The sequence below is a fragment of the Mesorhizobium sp. WSM4904 genome (assembly GCF_029674545.1).
Classification (GTDB): domain Bacteria; phylum Pseudomonadota; class Alphaproteobacteria; order Rhizobiales; family Rhizobiaceae; genus Mesorhizobium.
This window is the reverse complement of record NZ_CP121354.1, coordinates 1,715,819-1,732,171: the sequence shown is the minus strand read 5'-3', so window position 1 is coordinate 1,732,171 and position 16,353 is coordinate 1,715,819. Positions and strand designations below refer to the sequence as shown.

The 16,353-nt window shown below is 63.7% G+C and carries 15 protein-coding genes; 9 read left to right on the top strand and 6 right to left on the bottom strand.

Annotated elements, in window-relative coordinates:
* Positions 1-8: 8 nt before the first annotated feature.
* Complete coding sequence (locus QAZ47_RS08125; protein ID WP_278204343.1) at positions 9-1,112, top strand: IS4 family transposase; 1,104 nt, start codon at positions 9-11, stop codon at positions 1,110-1,112.
* 256 nt (positions 1,113-1,368) lie between these two features.
* Here the strand turns inward: QAZ47_RS08125 and phaR are convergent, their stop codons facing one another.
* Both phaR and QAZ47_RS08115 read right to left on the bottom strand, forming a co-directional pair.
* Positions 1,369-1,962: a polyhydroxyalkanoate synthesis repressor PhaR gene (gene phaR / locus QAZ47_RS08120; RefSeq protein ID WP_278076267.1), complete on the bottom strand. Its 594-nt coding sequence runs from the start codon at positions 1,960-1,962 to the stop codon at positions 1,369-1,371.
* Positions 1,963-1,990: 28 nt separating this feature from the next.
* Complete coding sequence (locus QAZ47_RS08115) at positions 1,991-2,311, bottom strand: hypothetical protein (protein ID WP_278232879.1); 321 nt, start codon at positions 2,309-2,311, stop codon at positions 1,991-1,993.
* On the opposite strand from QAZ47_RS08115, the gene QAZ47_RS08110 reads away from it, so the two are divergent.
* On the top strand, positions 2,268-3,452 hold the full coding sequence (locus QAZ47_RS08110; RefSeq protein WP_278206154.1) for an acetyl-CoA C-acetyltransferase: 1,185 nt from the start codon (positions 2,268-2,270) through the stop codon (positions 3,450-3,452). The genes QAZ47_RS08115 and QAZ47_RS08110 overlap by 44 nt on opposite strands.
* Before the next feature lie 131 nt (positions 3,453-3,583).
* The gene (locus QAZ47_RS08105; RefSeq protein ID WP_278232878.1) at positions 3,584-4,306 is read left to right on the top strand and encodes a beta-ketoacyl-ACP reductase; all 723 of its coding nucleotides are present in this window, start codon (positions 3,584-3,586) and stop codon (positions 4,304-4,306) included.
* 447 nt (positions 4,307-4,753) lie between these two features.
* Here the strand turns inward: QAZ47_RS08105 and QAZ47_RS08100 are convergent, their stop codons facing one another.
* Positions 4,754-4,900 (bottom strand): hypothetical protein, encoded by a 147-nt coding sequence (locus tag QAZ47_RS08100; protein ID WP_278232877.1) that lies wholly within the window; start codon positions 4,898-4,900, stop codon positions 4,754-4,756.
* Between the two features lie 107 nt (positions 4,901-5,007).
* Between QAZ47_RS08100 and QAZ47_RS08095 the strand changes: the two genes are divergently transcribed.
* The 4 genes from QAZ47_RS08095 (at position 5,008) to QAZ47_RS08080 (ending at position 10,294) form a co-directional block, all read left to right on the top strand.
* The gene (locus tag QAZ47_RS08095) at positions 5,008-8,367 is read left to right on the top strand and encodes a helicase-related protein (protein ID WP_278232876.1); all 3,360 of its coding nucleotides are present in this window, start codon (positions 5,008-5,010) and stop codon (positions 8,365-8,367) included.
* 99 nt (positions 8,368-8,466) lie between these two features.
* Positions 8,467-8,853 (top strand): RNA-binding S4 domain-containing protein, encoded by a 387-nt coding sequence (locus QAZ47_RS08090; RefSeq protein ID WP_278206151.1) that lies wholly within the window; start codon positions 8,467-8,469, stop codon positions 8,851-8,853.
* A gap of 149 nt (positions 8,854-9,002) precedes the next feature.
* Positions 9,003-9,341, top strand: a complete 339-nt coding sequence (gene fdxA, locus QAZ47_RS08085) for a ferredoxin FdxA (RefSeq protein WP_278076262.1) — start codon at positions 9,003-9,005, stop codon at positions 9,339-9,341.
* Positions 9,342-9,712: 371 nt separating this feature from the next.
* Positions 9,713-10,294 carry a CarD family transcriptional regulator gene (locus tag QAZ47_RS08080; protein ID WP_040974338.1) on the top strand — a complete coding sequence of 194 codons (582 nt, stop codon included), beginning with the start codon at positions 9,713-9,715 and terminating at the stop codon, positions 10,292-10,294.
* Positions 10,295-10,553: 259 nt separating this feature from the next.
* Here the strand turns inward: QAZ47_RS08080 and QAZ47_RS08075 are convergent, their stop codons facing one another.
* The 3 genes from QAZ47_RS08075 to QAZ47_RS08065 all read right to left on the bottom strand — a co-directional run bounded on the left by QAZ47_RS08075 (position 10,554) and on the right by QAZ47_RS08065 (position 12,922).
* The gene (locus QAZ47_RS08075; RefSeq protein ID WP_278206150.1) at positions 10,554-11,348 is read right to left on the bottom strand and encodes an amino acid ABC transporter ATP-binding protein; all 795 of its coding nucleotides are present in this window, start codon (positions 11,346-11,348) and stop codon (positions 10,554-10,556) included.
* Positions 11,345-12,025, bottom strand: coding sequence for an ABC transporter permease subunit (locus QAZ47_RS08070; protein ID WP_278232875.1), 681 nt, complete (start codon positions 12,023-12,025; stop codon positions 11,345-11,347). Before QAZ47_RS08070 ends, QAZ47_RS08075 begins: the two co-directional genes overlap by 4 nt.
* Positions 12,026-12,148: 123 nt before the next feature.
* Positions 12,149-12,922: an amino acid ABC transporter substrate-binding protein gene (locus tag QAZ47_RS08065; protein WP_278232874.1), complete on the bottom strand. Its 774-nt coding sequence runs from the start codon at positions 12,920-12,922 to the stop codon at positions 12,149-12,151.
* 307 nt (positions 12,923-13,229) lie between these two features.
* Here QAZ47_RS08065 and QAZ47_RS08060 point away from each other — a divergent pair, with 307 nt between their 5' ends.
* Together QAZ47_RS08060 and QAZ47_RS08055 are read left to right on the top strand one after the other, a co-directional pair.
* On the top strand, positions 13,230-14,093 hold the full coding sequence (locus QAZ47_RS08060) for an RNA polymerase factor sigma-32 (protein WP_278206148.1): 864 nt from the start codon (positions 13,230-13,232) through the stop codon (positions 14,091-14,093).
* A gap of 168 nt (positions 14,094-14,261) precedes the next feature.
* The gene (locus QAZ47_RS08055) at positions 14,262-16,346 is read left to right on the top strand and encodes a caspase family protein (RefSeq protein ID WP_278232873.1); all 2,085 of its coding nucleotides are present in this window, start codon (positions 14,262-14,264) and stop codon (positions 16,344-16,346) included.
* Positions 16,347-16,353 lie beyond the last annotated feature (7 nt).

Sequence of the window (16,353 nt, the reverse complement as noted above, 5' to 3'; positions counted from 1 at the left end):
CCGTGGTTATGAGCGATTCGCTGCAAGCGTTGGATTGGGACGAGCTGGTCGGACGATTGGGCTCGGCAGAAGAGTTGGAGACCAGCGCGCGGGAGGCTGGGGCGCTGCTGCGCAAACGGCAGGTGGCTAGCGCTGCTGACCTGCTGCGGCTGTGTTTTGCCTATGTGCTGGGTCGCTTCTCGCTTCGGATGCTGGCTGGTTGGGCCGAGCAGCGGGGAGTGGCGTCGATGTCGGACGTGGCGATGCTGAAGCGTCTGAAGGCCAGTGCTGATTGGGTGGGCGGCCTGGTTTCGGAATTGCTTGCCGAGCGCTGCCCCGAAGCCTTCGCCGGCTTGTACGGAGGCCTGCGGATGATGGCGGTGGACGCCACGGTAGTTGCGCCGCCTGGTCCCAAGCGGGTCTATTGGATGGTGCACACGGTGTTTGATCTTGCAACGCTGAAGCTCTGTTCGGTGGAGGTCACGGATCGCCATGAAGCCGAGCGGCTGTCGCGCGGCGCCAGGGCCGGAGAGCTTCGGATCGCCGACCGTGCCCACGCCAAGGCCGACGATCTGGCTCGGGTAATCGAGGCAGGGGCTGATTTTCTGGTTCGTGCCCCTTCAAACTATCCACGCCTGCTGGATGGCCAAGGCCGGCTATTGGATCGCTTGGCGCTGTGCCGTGAAGCGAGCAAGAAGGGCGTGCTCGATCTTTCGGTGGGCGTCCAGGACGGCAAGTCCAGGGTCGCGATACCCGCTCGGGTGGTGATCCTGCCCATGCCGCCCGAGGCGGCTGAGAAGGCCAGACGAGCGGCGCGCCGTTTGGCGGCCAAGGCGAGATACAAACCCAGCCAGGCCGGCATCGAGATGGCCGGCTATCTGGTGCTGTTGACATCGCTGCCGCCGGATGACTGGCCGCCTGAGCGGCTCGCCTCGACCTATCGTCTGCGATGGCAGATCGAGCTGGCGTTCAAACGCATGAAGTCGCTGGTGGGTCTGGAAGATCTCCGCGCAAAGGATCCCGACCTGGCTCGCCTGTGGATCAACACCGCTCTGCTGGCCGCCCTGCTGGCCGAAGATGACCTGCCGGCCCTCGATCCCGAGGCGCCGGACTCTCTCCCCCTGGCCGCCTGAACCGATCCGCCCTGCCGATCTGGCGTCTCGTGGCCTTGGCAATCTCCAACATCTCGATGGCTGTATTACTGGGGCCTACCAGGTTGATCTCCCTCGACATGCTGCTCCACCGCTTGCGCGAACCACCCCGACGACGACGCGCCATCGCACATCGATTGCTAAGTTAGCGCCTATGGGGTCAAGCCCGAGGATGACGAAGGGATGGGTGTTTCCGCCTATCTCAGACGTTGGCTATCGCCACCAAGCGCACAACCCGTCAGGACATCGTGTCGAGCTTGCGCTGCATGGCGGCGATCTGCGCCTTCAATTCCTGCAGATCGTCGGACTTTTCTTCCTTCTTCGGCGGCTCGGCCGGTGCGGAGGAACTGGTCCCCGCCGACGGGAACGGCGTGAACATGCGCATTGCGTTCTGGAACATCTCGACGTTCCGGCGCGTCTGCTCCTCCAGCGCCTTCATCGGCGTCTTCATCATGTCGATCGGCGTCTTGCCGAAGGCGCCCTTCATCTGCTCGCGGAAGCGCTCCTGCTCCTTGGAGAAAGCGATCATCGACTGTTCGAGGAAGCTCGGCACGATCATCTGCATCTGGTCGCCATAGAACGAGATCAGCTGGCGCAGGAACGGGATCGGCAGCATGTTCTGCCCATCCTTGTTCTCCAGCTCGAAGATGATCTGGGTCAGCACCGGATGCGTGATGTCGTCGCCGGTCTTGGCGTCCTGCACGGTGAACTCCTCGCCCTTCTTGACCATCTCGGCCAGATCCTCGAGCGTCACATAGGTGCTGGTGCCGGTGTTGTAGAGCCGGCGGTTGGCATATTTCTTGATGACGATCGGGTCGTCTTTTGCGGCCATCCGTATCCTCCCCAGGATACCGGCGCGTTCAGAGTAAGCGGCCGGTAACGATTGCGCCATTTGTCGAGGATATGCGCAAAAGCGTCACAATTCCAAGTGCTTTGTGCAGTGCGGCATCATTTAGTGCGGAATGGACGGATGAAATTGTGCCGCGCGGCGACGGCTGCGCCGTCACGATAAGCGCCCGACTTGCTTGCCGCGCATGGCGGCCATGCCCATTTCCGGTTTGACTCAGGTCATTGAACGGGCAAGAAAAGTCTTCAAAGATAGCCCAAAACACGACACCTCGAAGTCTGGAGAAGAAAATGGCCGCTTCCAATTCAATCGTCGTCGCCAGCGCCGCCCGCACGGCGGTCGGCTCCTTCAACGGCAGTTTCGCCGCAACGCCGGCGCATGAGCTCGGCGCCGTGGTCATCAAGGAATTGCTGGCGCGGGCCGGCGTCGAGGCAGCGGAAGTCGACGAGGTCATCCTGGGCCAGGTGCTGACCGCCGCTCAAGGCCAGAACCCGGCTCGCCAGGCCTCGATCATCGCCGGCCTGCCCAAGGAGACCACGGCCTGGGGCCTCAACCAGGTTTGCGGTTCGGGCCTCAGGGCGATCGCGCTCGGCATGCAGCAGATCGCCACCGGCGACGCCAAGGTGATCGTAGCCGGCGGCCAGGAATCGATGTCGCTCTCGCCCCACGCCCAGCACCTGCGCGCCGGCGTCAAGATGGGCGACTACAAGATGATCGACACGATGATCAAGGACGGTCTGTGGGATGCCTTCAACGGCTACCACATGGGCAACACCGCCGAGAACGTCGCCCGTCAGTTCCAGATCACCCGCGAGGACCAGGATGAGTTCGCGCTCGCCTCGCAGAACAAGGCCGAAGCCGCGCAGAAGGCCGGCAAGTTCAAGGACGAGATCGTCGCCTTCACCGTCAAGGGCAAGAAGGGCGACACCGTCGTCGACCAGGACGAATATATCCGCCACGGCGCGACGCTGGATGCCATGACCAAGCTGAAGCCGGCCTTCGACAAGGAAGGCACCGTCACCGCCGCCAACGCTTCCGGCATCAATGACGGCGCCGCCGGCGCGCTGCTGATGACGGAGGCCGAGGCTGCCCGGCGCGGCATCACCCCGCTGGTCCGCATCGCCTCCTGGGCGACCGCCGGCGTCGATCCGGCAATCATGGGAACCGGCCCGATCCCGGCCTCGAAGCGGGCGCTGGAGAAGGCCGGCTGGTCGGTCAAGGACCTCGACCTCGTGGAGGCCAACGAGGCCTTCGCCGCGCAGGCCTGCGCCGTCAACAAGGGCTTGGGCTGGGATCCCTCGATCGTCAACGTCAATGGCGGCGCCATCGCCATCGGCCATCCGATCGGCGCTTCGGGTGCCCGCATCTTCAACACGCTGGTCCATGAGATGCGCCGCAGAAGTGCCAAGAAGGGTCTCGCGACGCTTTGCATCGGCGGCGGCATGGGCGTCGCCATGTGCGTGGAAGCGCTCTGAGAAAGCCAATAGCCAATAGCGAATAGGGAGTAGCGAATAGGGAAGAACGGGCGTCGGCGCGGCGGGACATAAATCCCTACTCGCTATTCGCTACTCCCTATTCGCTCAGACGATTTTAAAGGGAGGACCACATGAGCAAAGTAGCAATCGTCACGGGCGGATCGCGCGGCATCGGTGCGGCGATATCGGTGGCCTTGAAGAATGCCGGCTATTCGGTCGCCGCGAACTATGCCGGCAACGACGAGGCGGCCCAGAAATTCAAGGCCGAGACGGGCATCCCCGTCTACAAATGGTCGGTCGCCGACTACGACGCCTGCGCCGCAGGCATCGCCCAGGTCGAGGCCGATCTCGGCCCGGTCTCGGTGCTGGTCAACAATGCCGGCATCACCCGCGACACCATGTTCCACAAGATGACGCGCGAGCAGTGGAAGGAGGTCATCGACACCAACCTCTCCGGCGTCTTCAACATGACGCATCCGCTGTGGGGCGGCATGCGCGACCGCAAGTTCGGCCGCGTCATCACCATTTCCTCGATCAACGGCCAGAAGGGCCAGATGGGCCAGGTCAACTACTCGGCCTCGAAAGCCGGCGACATCGGCTTCACCAAGGCGCTGGCTCAAGAAGGGGCCCGCGCGGGCATCACCGTCAACGTCGTCTGCCCCGGCTACATCGCCACCGACATGGTCATGGCAGTGCCGGAAAAAGTGCGGGAATCGATCATCGCCCAGATTCCGGTCGGCCGTCTCGGCGAGCCGCAAGAGATCGCGCGCTGCGTCGTCTTCCTGGCGTCCGACGAGGCCGGCTTCATCACCGGCTCGACGATCACCGCCAATGGCGGCCAGTATTTCGCCTGAGGTCTTTTGACAGCGGCGGCAGGCGGTCCGGAACAGCCGGACCGCCTGTTTTTGTCGGCGCCTCCACCGCGCATGCCTCAATACGGCACACAAAAGTTAACGGCGTCGGCGTCCCTTGTGCGAAACCCTGTTCGCAAGCTGTGAATTTTCGGTGCGCAAGCTGTGGACGACACCATATCTTGGGGTGAACAAACCAGGAATATTTGTAGATCGCTGATTCGTCGCCGATTCGTTCCGGCTTTGGCCGGAAAGTTAACGCACGGAGCCCGAAACGACGCCGAAAAGATTAACAGCGATTAGGAAAGATCAACCATTTCATAATCTTGGCGGCTGCGCTCGAGCCGGCCGTGATCGTTCACCGGCAAAAGTTAACGGCCCTCCGGAGCCTACCCTGGCCAAGCATGAAACGGGCCAGTTTCCGGATTCAGCATGTGGTGAGACTCGTCGTCAAAAAATCCACATATAGCCGTGAACAAAACCTGAATCAGAATGAGTCAGTGATTCGTCGCCGATTCGTTCCAGACTCGTTCCACCGGTTAATCGACGGCGGATTTTGACCTTGCCGGCGGGCGCGCCATCTCTTTTGAGGAACATTCTGCTTTCGCTTCGCATCTGAAATCCCTATGTGTCGCCTGTCACATGCGGCGGCACCGCTGCGTATCCGACGACGAGCGGCAGAAAAGACTCAAATTTCCGAGCCGATGAATATCCAGCCGACACACACCCAGCCGCTGATCCTTTCGGGCCGTGACGTGACGGCCGTGCTGGGTCCCACCAACACCGGCAAGACCCATCTCGCCATCGAGCGCATGGTGGCGCACGAGACCGGCATCATCGGCCTGCCGCTGAGACTTCTTGCCCGCGAGGTCTATGCCCGCGTCTGCGAAAAGGTCGGCGCCAATAAGGTGGCGCTGATCACGGGCGAGGAGAAGATCGTTCCGGTGGGCGCGAAATATTCGGTCTGCACGGTCGAAGCGATGCCGCGCGAGACCGATGCCGCCTTCGTCGCCATCGACGAGGTGCAGCTCGCCGGCGACCTCGAGCGCGGCCACATCTTCACCGACCGCATCCTGCATCTGCGCGGCCGCCAGGAGACGCTGCTTCTGGGCGCCGCCACCATGCACGGCATCCTGCAGCGCCTGCTGAAGGGCGTCTCGGTGGTGACGCGGCCGCGGCTGTCGCACCTTGCCTATGCCGGCTCCAAGAAGCTCACCCGCCTGCCGCGCCGCACGGCGATCGTCGCCTTCTCGGCGGACGAGGTCTACGCCATCGCCGAGCTGATCCGTCGCCAGCAGGGCGGTGCCGCCGTCGTGCTCGGCGCGCTCAGCCCCCGCACCCGAAATGCCCAGGTGGAGATATTCCAGTCCGGCGACGTCGACTATCTCGTCGCCACCGACGCCATCGGCATGGGGCTGAACCTCGACCTCGAGCACGTCGCCTTCGCCCAGAACCGCAAGTTCGACGGCTACCAGTACCGCAACCTCACCGCCGCCGAGCTCGGCCAGATCGCCGGCCGCGCCGGACGGCATGTGCGCGACGGCACCTTCGGCGTCACCGGCCAGGTCGATCCGTTCGACGAGGATCTGGTCAAGAAGATCGAAGGACACGATTTCGACCCGGTGAAGGTGCTGCAGTGGCGCACGGCCGATTTCGATTTTACCAGCCTCGATGCCTTGAAGCGCTCGACCGAGACCAACGCGCCGGTCGAAGGATTGACGCGTGCGCTGCCGGCGGTGGATGCCCAGGCGCTCGACCATCTGTCGCGCGACGCCGACATCAGGGCGCTCGCCACCGGCAGGAATCGCGTGGCGCTGCTCTGGGAGGCTTGCGCGCTGCCGGATTACCGCAAGATCGCGCCCGCCCAGCACGCCGACCTCATCGCCTCGATCTATATGGATCTTGCGCGCCATGGCCATGTCGACGAGAATTACATGGCCGAGCAGGTGCGGCGAGCCGACACGACTGACGGCGATATCGACACGCTGTCGCACCGGATCGCCCAGATCCGCACCTGGACCTTCGTCTCCAACCGACCGGGCTGGCTGGCCGATCAGCTACACTGGCAGGAAAAGACGCGCGAAATCGAAGACAGATTGTCGGATGCGCTGCATGAGCGGTTGACGAAACGCTTCGTAGACCGCAGGACTTCCGTCCTCATGCGGCGCCTTAGAGAAAATACCATGCCTGAAGCTGAAATCAGCCCAACCGGAACCGTCCTCGTCGAAGGCCATCACGTCGGCGAGCTGCAGGGATTCCGCTTCACCGCCGACCAGAGCGCCGGCGGCGAGGATGCCAAGGCGGTGCGCACCGCTGCCCAGAAGGCGCTCGCGGCCGAATTCGAGGCGCGCGCCGAGCGTTTTGCCGCCTGCGCCAACGGCGATCTGGCATTGGGCTCGGACGGTATATTGCGCTGGATCGGCGCGCCGATCGGCACGCTGGTCGCCGGCGACGAGGCGCTGAAGCCACGGCTTGTGCTGCTTGCCGACGAGCAGCTCACCGGGCCTGCCCGCGACAAGGTCGCGGCGCGCGCCGAGCGTTTCGTCAATTTCCAGATCGAAACGCTGCTGAAGCCCCTCGTCGATCTGAAGAATGCCGAGCAGATCACCGGCATCGCGCGCGGCATCGCCTTCCAGCTCGTCGAGCATTTCGGCCTTATCAACCGCCGCGACATCGCCGAGGAAATGAAGTCGCTCGACCAGGAAGGCCGCGCGGCGCTGCGTCGCCTCGGCGTGCGCTTCGGCGCCTATCACGTCTTCGTGCCGGCGCTGATCAAGCCGGCGCCGGCCGGGCTGGTCACGCTGCTCTGGGCGCTGCAGAACGACGGCAAGGACAAGCCGGGCTTCGGCGATGTCGTCCACGCGCTGGCGTCGGGCCGCACCTCGGTGGTCATCGACCCGGCCTTCGACAAGACCTTCTACAAGCTCGCCGGCTATCGCAATCTCGGCCGCCGCGCCGTGCGCGTCGATATTCTCGAGCGGCTGGCCGACCTCATCCGCCCGGCGACCAACTGGAAGCCCGGCCTCGGCCAGCGGCCCGACGGCGCCTATGACGGCCACGCCTTCATGGTGACGCCGCCGATGATGTCGATCCTCGGCGCCACCGCCGACGACATGGAAGAAATCCTCAAGGGCCTCGGCTATCGTTCCGAACCGAAGCCGGCCGCCGAGGTGAAGGCGAAGCTGGACGCGCTGGACACCGCCGCCCGCGAGGCCGCTGCGGCTAAGCTTGCGGCAGAAGAGGCCGCGCGCGCCGCGCAGGCGGCTGAGGCGCCGGCCGACGACGGCGCGGCCGCGCCGCTCGACGAAGGTCTGGAGACTGGCGCGCCGGCTTCCGCCGAAATTGCCGCTGAACCGGACGCTGGCGCGGCCGCTAAAGAACCAGTCGCTGTGGAAGAACAAGCGGAAACCTCTGCCCAAGCAGCTGAAGCAGGCGCCGAGGCGCCCACCTCCCCCTCGATGGGGGGCGCAGCGCCAAGCGACGCGGGTGGGGGTGACGGCGCCGACGATGCAGGCAGTGCCAACAGCGCCGGCGCTCCCCGCCCCGGCGCTGCGCGCCGCGCCCCCATCGAGGGGAGGGTAACGCCCCTGCCGAAGCGGCGGCCGAGCAGGAACAGCCGAAACCTATCCTTCTGTGGCGGCAGGCACGTTTCGATCATCAGCGGCCGCGTCATCGCCATGACGGCCGTCGCGACAACCGCCAGCGCGGCGGGCAGGCCCCGCGTGAGGGTCAGGCGGGCGCCGCGAGTGGCGAGCCCGGAGATCGGCCGGCCCATGAGGGCCGCCGCGATCAGCGCGATGGTGCCGGCAAACCGCGCTTCGACCGCTCGAAGTTCAAGCCGAGGCCGGAACGCGAGGGCGGCGAACGGCGCGAAGGCCGGCCGCAGGGCGAGCGTCCCGATCGCCGTGAGGGTAGGCAGGACTGGAAGGGCAACAGGCAGGACGGCAAGGACAATGCTTCCGCCGGCAAGCCGGCCTTCCAAGGCAAGCCGCGCGAGGAGCGCCCGCAGCGCTTCGATCCGGATTCGCCCTTCGCCAAGCTCGCCGCCCTGCGCGACCAGCTGAAGAAATAGGCTAGAGCATGATCCCGAACCGAAGGACCGCGTCAGCGAAAAGTGGGAACCGGTTTTCGGATAAGATCATGCTCCAACAAAGCTAGCAGCGATGGTTGGAGAAGGCCGCCAGCGCATCGACAAATGGCTGTTCTTCTCACGCGCGGTCAAATCACGGTCGCTGGCGGCAAAGCTCGTTGTTGCCGGGCGCGTTCGCATAAATCGCGACAAAGCAGCGCAGGCCTCCGATCTGGTCAAGGCCGGCGATGTGCTGACCATCACGCTCGAGGGCCGGATCCTGGTCTGGAAAGTGCTCGACTGCGGAATTCGGCGTGGTCCTGCCGATGAGGCGCGCCTGCTCTACGAGGACATGTCGCCGGCGCCGACGCCAAGGGGCGGGGCCGTTCCCGACGCCATTCCGGGGTTGCGCGAGGCCGGCAGCGGCCGCCCGACCAAGCGGGAGCGGCGGCAGACCGACCGGCTGCTCGGCGACGACTGAAGATACAACCCGACTTCGTCGCGGCACCCGTATGGAATTCCATTCCGCAGCGCCGGCTCAGGCAGCAAGCCCTACCCTTGCCAGCGGCGGGCAAAGGCGTTACCTCACCTTGAAAAGCCCAGCAAAAAAGGGACGTCCCGGAGCCTGCAATGACCTATGTCGTGACCGACAATTGCATAAAATGCAAATACATGGACTGCATCGAGGTCTGTCCGGTCGACTGTTTCTACGAAGGCGAGAACATGCTGGTCATCCACCCGGATGAGTGCATCGACTGCGGCGTCTGCGAGCCGGAGTGCCCGGCCGACGCGATCAAGCCGGATACCGAGCCGGGGCTCGACAAATGGTTGCAGATCAATTCCGAATATGCCGAGAAATGGCCCAACATCACCGCCAAGAAAGAGCCGCCGGCGGATGCTAAAGCCTTCGACGGCGAGGCCGGAAAGTTCGAGAAATATTTCTCGCCGGAGCCTGGCGAAGGCGACTGACAGCCGGATCGGCCAAGCCGGCATGACGCGACGTAACGGGGCCGATACAATTGCTGTCTTGACAGGCAGCGATGGTGCTTGGCGTTAGCGGACGCAGCAAAACCTTGATTCTTCCGACTTTTTGTGTTACATGAGCGGAACATGCCGGTGACACAACGTCGATTTATGGCGCTAACGCCCCAAATCACTGAAAGGTGAGCTTCTCAATCCGGACCAGAGTGATCTGGGGCAGGCGGTCGCATTCGTGCGGTTAGCCGGCCTCGGCTTTATCCGGTGGGTCATCATGTTGCGCGGCTAACGGTCGGCTTTCGCCGATTGCACGGGTTTGGCCGGCATGATGCCGGTGACACAACTAAGGAGTTCAGGGCGTAATGGCAACGATAACCCCGCAGAAGAAGTCCACCGCAGCCCGCCACGGGTTCAAGACCGGCGAGTTCATCGTCTATCCGGCGCATGGCGTCGGCCAGATCGTGGCGATAGACGAGCAGGAAGTCGCGGGTCACAAGCTGGAACTGTTTGTCATCGATTTCCAGAAGGACAAGATGCGGCTCAAGGTGCCGGTCGCGAAGGCGACCTCGATCGGCATGCGCAAGCTGTCGGAAGAGGATTATGTCGATCGCGCGCTGAAGGTCGTGCAGGGCCGCGCCCGCATCAAGCGCACCATGTGGTCGCGCCGCGCGCAGGAATATGACGCCAAGATCAATTCCGGCGACCTGATCTCGATCTCGGAAGTGGTGCGCGATCTCTACCGCGCCGACAACCAGCCGGAGCAGTCCTATTCCGAGCGCCAGCTCTATGAAGCCGCGCTCGACCGCATGGCTCGCGAGATCGCGGCCGTCAACCGCATGTCGGAGACCGAGGCTGTCCGCCTCATCGAGGTCAACCTCAACAAGGGTCCGAAGCGCGGCGCCAAGGCCGACAACGAGGAAGCCGAGCAGGAAGAAGCTGCCTGAGCTTTTTCGCCTTTAAGTTACGAAGAACCCGGCCCCGCGCCGGGTTTTTTGTTGCGGGCAATGCTGGCAAAGTCGGCGCCGCCCCTCATCCGCCTGCCGGCACCTTCTCCCCGTATAGTGACGGGGAGAAGGGAGATGGCGCAACGCTGGTGCTCATCTTGCAACGGTGAAGATTGGCGAAATCACTAATGAAAGCGTCTTTCTCCCCGTCACTATACGGGGAGAAATGCCCGGCAGGGCAATGAGGGGCGGCGCAGACCTACGAAGAAATCGTACCTGATCCCTCGCCCTCAGCTTCCCTCTGCGCTTCCTCCTGCCGCAGCGAGGCGATGAAGCGCTTGGTCCGCTCGCGCTCGGGATTGTCGAAGACGACCGCGGCCGGGCCCTTCTCCACAATTGAGCCGGCATCGAGGAACACCACCTCTTGCGCGATCTTGGAGGCGAGCCTGAGGTCGTGCGTGGCCATCACCATGGTCGTGCCCTCGCGGGCGAGCTGACCCAGCACGTCGACCACCTCCTGCGCCAGTTCCGGATCGAGCGCCGACGTTGGCTCGTCGCAAAGCAGCACGCGCGGCGACGGCGCCAAGGCCCGGGCGATCGCCACACGCTGCTGCTGGCCGCCTGACAATGTTGCCGGCCAGGCATCGGCCTTGTGCGCCATGCCGACCTTCTCGAGCAGCGCCATCGCTCGCTCGCGAGCCCGGTCGGCCGGCCATTTCAGCACCGTCACCAACCCTTCCATGACATTCTCGATCGCGGTGCGGTGCGGAAAGAGCTGGAAATTCTGGAACACCATGCCCGTCTGCAGGCGAACGCGCTGCACATCCGCCGCCGGCACCTTGCCGCCAGGCCGGAATTCCAGCGTCTCGTCGCCGATGCGCAAGATGCCGGAGGTCGGCACCTCCAACAGGTTGATGCAGCGCAAAAGCGTGCTTTTTCCCCCGCCCGAAGGGCCGACCAGTGCCGTGACGCTGCCTTCGTCCAGATTGACGGTGACGCCCTTGAGCACAAGATTGTCGCCGAAGCGCTTGTCGATATTGGTGAGGCCGATCATGCATTGGCCTCCAGGAAGCCGCCATAACGGTTGAGCCGCACCTCCAGCCGCGCCTGCAGCGCCGACAGCACCGAGCTCATTGCCAGGTACAGTGCCGCCGCCTCGACATAGAGGATCAGCGGCTCGTAGGTGGTGGCGACGATGCGCTGCGCTGCCTGGAACATCTCGGGCACCGTTATCGCCGCCGCGAGCGAGGTATCCTTGACCAGGGAGATGAAGGTGTTGGAAAGCGGCGGCACGGCGACACGGCCCGCCTGCGGAAGGATCGTGCGCCGCATCGCCTGGCTCCAGGTCATGCCTATCGAATAGGAGGCCTCCCACTGCCCCTTCGGTACCGAACCGATGACGGCGCGGATGATCTCCGACGTGTAGGCGCCGATGTTGAGCGTGAAGCCGATCAGCGCGGCGGGAAAGGCATCGAGCAGGATGCCGACCGACGGCAGGCCGTAGAAGATCAGGAAGAGCTGCACGAGCAGCGGCGTGCCGCGAAATATCCACACATAGAAACGAACGAGCGCGACCAGCGGCTTCGGGCCGAACAGCCGGACCAGTGCCGTGACCAGCCCGGCGAGGAGCCCGAAGGCGAAGGACAGCAATGTCAGCGGCACGGTGAAGATCAGCGCCGCCCACAGCAGCGTCGGCAGCGATTCCAGCATCAGTTGCAACCAGTGCGGCACGGAGCCTTCTCCTTTCCGGATGCCGCGACCACCTCTGGCCGGCATTGCCGAACGACTATCATGCAAAAGCCGGCGGGCCGTCAAAGACGGCCCGCCGGAACTCAGGCAAAAGGAGGGCTAAGCTTACTGCGAGACGTCCTGGCCAAAATAGGTGTCGGCGATCTTCTTGTAGGTGCCGTCGGCTTTGATGTCTGCCAGCGCCTTGTTGATCGCCGCGACCAGTTCCGGATCGCCCTTGCGCACGATGACGCCGGAATAGTCGGCGTTCTCTTCCTGCGCGGCGATCTTCACATTGGCGTCAGGCTTGTGCTTCTTGAAGTCGAGGAAGGACAGGCTGTCGTTGATGGTGGCGTCGGCGCGGCCGGTGAGCAGCAACTGGATCGACTGGTCGAAGCCGTCGGTGCCGACCAGCTCGGCGCCGTTCTTCTCGGCGAGCTTGCCGAAATTCGAGGTCAGCGACTGCGCGGCCTTCTTACCCTTGAGATCGGCGAAGGTCTTGATCTCGCTGTCGTCGCCGCGAACGATCAAAACCGCCTTGGACGCGATGTAGGGATCGGAGAAATCATACTTGGCCTTGCGTGCATCGGTGATGCCGACCTCGTTGATGACGGCGTCGTAGCGGTTGGCGTCGAGGCCGGCGATCAGGCCGTCCCACTTGCCTTCGAGGAACTGGGCCTTGACGCCGAGCTTCTCGGCGATCGCCTTGGCGATCTCGACATCGAAGCCGACCAGCGCTCCGGATTCGTCATGATAGGTGAACGGCGCGTAGGTGCCTTCCGTGCCGACCTTGATGACCCCCGCCTGCTTGATCTGGTCGAGATTGGCGCCGGCGTGACCGGCTGTGACCGCCAGAATCTGCAGCGTTCCGGCGACGAGGAGCGATTTGAGCCATTTCATTTTTCTGTGATCCCGTTTTGACCGGTGCCCCGGCGCATTGTGAGAGCCGCAAACTGACAGATAGATGTCCGCGGAATAAGGAACCAGATTTCAAAAATTGGCCCAGCCAGAAATCTGATCCTCAAAATCAATGCAAATCACGGCAAGCAAGCGTCCCGGGTCGACAACAAAACGGCACCCGGCGCACTGCATGTGCGCCTCTGCCGCCACGGAACCTTCCATGCGCCTGACACGTTGCAGGCTGTTGTAGGGCGCGGCAGCGTCTTTTCAACCGTCATCAGCGTAACGACCGCCAAAAGGAGCCGGCATGATCGAGGACGTGGCAGGACGGACATTGGTCCGGGCGGCAATGAAGGCTCCCTATCTCGAGCGCGACGAGGAACACCTCCTGGCCATACGCTGGAAGGAAAAGAACGATCAGGACGCGCTGCATCTGATCACCGTCGCCCATATGCGCCTGGTGATTTCCATGGCGTCGAAATTCCGCCACTACGGCCTGCCGCTCGGCGACCTGATCCAGGAAGGCCATGTCGGCCTCCTGGAAGCCGCGGCCCGCTTCGAGCCCGCCCGCGAGGTGCGCTTCTCGACCTACGCCACCTGGTGGATCCGCGCTTCGATGCAGGACTATATCCTGCGCAACTGGTCGATCGTGCGCGGCGGCACCAGCTCGGCGCAGAAGGCGCTGTTCTTCAATCTGAGACGGTTGCGCGCCCGGCTCGCCAATGGCGCCGAGCCGATCTCCAATGCCTCGCTCTATCGCGAGGTCTCGGCGGCGCTCGGCGTGCCCGAAGCCGATGTGGCGATGATGGATTCGCGCCTTTCAGCCCCCGACAGTTCCCTCAACACGCCATTAGCCGACGAGAACGGCGCCGCCGAACGCATGGATTTCCTGGTCTCGGAGGACCCGCTTCCCGACGAGGTGGTGGGCGAAACGATCGATGTCGAGCGCCGCGCGATCTGGCTGAAGAGCGCGCTCGGCGCACTCAATGCGCGCGAGCTCCGGATCATCGAGGAACGCCGGCTGAGCGACGACGGCGCCACCCTGGAATCGCTCGGCGAGGCGCTCGGCATCTCCAAGGAACGCGTCCGCCAGATCGAAGCGCGCGCCATGGAGAAACTGCGGGCTGCACTGGTCAAACAGAACCCCGAATTCCTGGCGGAAGCAGCCTGAGGGCAACTTTAAGTTGCTGGTGTAAAATAGATATCTAATAAAAATAGGTCATATCACAACAGCCTTTCTTCTTTTCCATATCAGCGTATTGTGAATTCTTTAACAGACCCGCGCGCCGCAACTGGTCTTTTGTGAATCCGACAGACCATAGCGGATGGGGGACTTGCCATGCTGCGATGCTGCGTCTTCCTTGCAGCCTTGATCCTCGTGGGCTTCACGACGCTCGAGGCTCATGCCGATCGCAGGGTTGCCCTTGTGATCGGCAATTCCGAATATCGCACTATTCCGGCCCTCAAGAATCCGGACACGGACGCCGAGAATGTCTCCAAGACATTGCGGCTGGCTGGCTTCAATGTGTTCGTTGCCAAGGATCTCACCAAGCTTCAGTTCGAGGAGAAGTTCCGCAACTATCTCGCCGCGGTTGACGGCGCGGATTTGGCGGTCGTCTATTATTCCGGCCACGGCTTTCAGATCGGCGGCGAGAATTTTCTCATACCCGTAGATGCCTCGCTGAAGGATGCGGCCGACATCGAAGTCCAGGCGATCAAGCTCGACGACGTGCTGCAGCAACTGCGCTCGAAGTCGAAGATCCAGGTAATCATCCTCGATGCCTGCCGCAACAATCCGTTCCCGCGCAAGGATTACTGGCTGCGCGACCAATTGATCGTCTCCGGTGATACCGGCCTTGCGCAGGTGAAAAGCTCGCTGAACACGCTGATTGCCTTCGCCACCGAGCCGGGCGCCGTCGCCTATGACGGCACTGGTGCCCTCAGCCCATTCTCGTCCGCCTTCTCCCGCCGCGCGCTGGCGCCCAACCAGGAGATACGCACGGTCATGGCGGCCGTTCGCCGGGACGTCGTGAAAGCGACCAATGGCAAGCAGGTTCCGTGGGAGAATTCCTCGCTGGTCGACGAGGTGGTGCTGATGCGCCACGATGAGCCCGAGGGTCAGCAGGTCATGGTCGAGCAGCCGCAGCCGGCGTCGGAGCGCGGGCTCCATATCACCGGTGCCGCCGAAGCCATCGACAACCACGGCGTCAGCATCCCGGTCGGTGTCGGCCCGGTGCCTCTGAAGCTGGATTTCCCAACCAAGGACCCGGCGGTCAGCCTGAAGCTCGCAAGCTATCCGGCAACGGGCACGCTGTCGCTGCCGGACCGGACCTTGTCTCCCGAATCAAGCCTGATGGCCGATGATATCGACCATTTGCGCTACGAGCCCCAGATCGGCTCGGCGGCTCCCGTCGAGGTCGGCTTTCAGATCAGTGCTGGCAAGGCGTCCAAGCGGGCGACGATGAAGCTGTCGCCAAGTGTCGACCCCTGCGATCAGGCGGCGGGCGCGCCGCTCGACCTGCAAGGCGTCGCCCCCGGCCGGCAGCCGAATGAGATCGGCGGCGGGGCCGTCGAAGCCTGCGAGACAGCGGTGAAGACCTATCCCGGTGTCACCCGTTTCCGCTACGAACTCGGGCGGGCGCTGCTGGCGTCCGGCAAGGTCGACGAGGCCAGGAAAGCCATCCAGGAGGCTGCCGACAAAGGGCATGTCCGGGCCGTTTTCGAGCTCGGCGACATCGCGGCGTCCGGAACAGGGACCGCCGTCGATCCGACGAAGGCCAGCAGCCTCTATTCGCAAGCGTCAGACAAGGGCGACCCCTACGCCATGGCCGCGTGGGGACGCGCCCTGTTCAACGGTATCGGTGTCCAGCCCGATACCGGCAAGGGATTGGACCTGCTGCTCAAGGCGGCGGCTATGGGGCACATCAACGCCATGAACGATCTCGCGGTGATCTTCCAGGAAGGCCGCAACGGGGTGCCCGCCGATCCGGCCCGCGCCTTGGCTTTCCTCAAAGCCGGCATCGATCGGCAAGGCGTGTATTCCATGAGCATTCTCGGTCTTCCCGCCCGCAGCGCCTTGCCGGTCGCGGTGTGCAAGCCCAAGGTCGTGCGAAAAATAGTCACGAAGATAAAGCTGGTCCCCACACCGACGCCAACGACGCCGCCGGAGGTCTTCGAGACACCGCTCAAGCCAATACAGAACGACACCGGGCCGGCGCCCTGGCGCGGCAGTAGCGGCGATCATCCCGAGCCCAAAGGCGGCGGCAGTGGCAGCTCTGAAGGCAGCACCACTGAGGGCAGCACTGGCACTACCGACACAGGCTCCGCCGACACAGACACCACCGGCCCCACCGACACGGGCAGCACCGGCAGCGTCTCTGATACCGGCAGCACCGTCGGTTCCGACAGCACTGGGTTGTTCTGACGGATGC